The organism is Kitasatospora sp. NPDC024654, from assembly GCF_055559155.1.
The window spans coordinates 1-1,291 of record NZ_JBVHLF010000271.1 but is presented as its reverse complement, the minus strand read 5'-3'; the positions used below and the strand labels follow the sequence as shown (position 1 = coordinate 1,291).

The window sequence follows — 1,291 nt, the reverse complement described above, 5'->3', positions numbered from 1 at the left end:
CCTCAGCTTCACGCTTGGGACCGGCGAACCCGAGTAGGAAGTCATCGCAGTACCGCACGTATCGAAGACGTCGATATCCTGGATCACCGGGGTCCTGGCTCGGCAGGGTGCGGCGTTCGCGCTGTAGCGCGCGCACCGCCTCCCGGTCGCCGTGCCGTCTGGCCCTCGCGATCCGGTTCTCGACGTTCTGATACGCAGGGTTCTTGCGTCGACGCCTACCTCGGTCGTAATCCGGTATCAGCTGCTGTTCAACGAACTGGTCGAACCGGTCCAGGTAGATGTTGGACAGAATCGGTGAAGCGACCCCGCCCTGCGGCGCGCCGCTGAGCGTGTCGTTCCACTGCCAGTCCTCCAAGTACCCGGCCTTGAGCATCCGGTCGATCAGTTGCAGGAATCGGCCGTCGTGGATCTTCGCCGCCAGCGTCGAGAGCATGACCTCGTGGTCAAGGCTCCCGAAGCAGTCGGAGATGTCCCCTTCGATCATCCAGTGCGTTCCCTTCCAAACCGACACCACCTCGTCCAGCGCGGTGTGGCAGCCCCGTCTGGGGCGGAAACCGTGCGAGCGGTCGGAGAACTGGACGTCGTAGTACGCCTCAAGAAGCAAGCGCACTACTTCCGCGACCAGCTTGTCCGACCAAGGAGGCATGCCTAACGGGCGTTTCCCGATCTTCTTCGGAATATAGACCCGCCTGGCCGGGGACCACCGATAGGACTCCGCACGCAGAGCCCCGATGATTCTGTCAATCTTGGCCAGTGACATGCCGTCCACGGTCTCCTTGGTGACCCCGGGTGTCATCGCACCCTTGTTGGCGCAGATACGCCCGTAGGCCAGCAGGAACAACTCCCTGTTGAACAGCTGCCGGTACAGCCTCTCCAGCGGCAGGCCACGCCTGCCGCGTTCCCGGATGACGTTCAGCACGGTTTCAGCCCTCTGCATTGCGCATCCCTCCCCGGCTGACCATCTTGATTACCTGTGCCCCTTTGCCCTGCGGTCCGGCTTTCCCGGCCTCCCTGGCAGGTCGTTACTCCTGCGACTACTACGGGCACTCCGTCGCCATAGGGCTCGCGCCCCGTAGGCGATCCCGCGGTACGTCTTCGTTGTACGTATCGAGCACGACGTAGGCCGCCCACTCATCCCCTTGACCGCCCTCGCTGGGCGGCGTCCCGCGCCATGGAGGTTGCCCGGTCTCACGGTTCATGCCCGGACATGGCAAGGGCATCGGTTACAGGCGTCATTCCGATGGTGCGTCACTTTCACTCTGGGGATTGGGCTTCAAGCAATCCAGCCTTG

At 63.3% G+C, this 1,291-nt stretch carries 1 protein-coding gene; it reads right to left on the bottom strand.

Annotated elements, in window-relative coordinates; all coding sequences use genetic code 11:
• On the bottom strand, positions 1–937 hold a 937-nt coding region (locus tag ACZ38L_RS39565; RefSeq protein ID WP_465703017.1), incomplete at its 3' end, for a reverse transcriptase/maturase family protein.
• Positions 938–1,291: the final 354 nt, after the last annotated feature.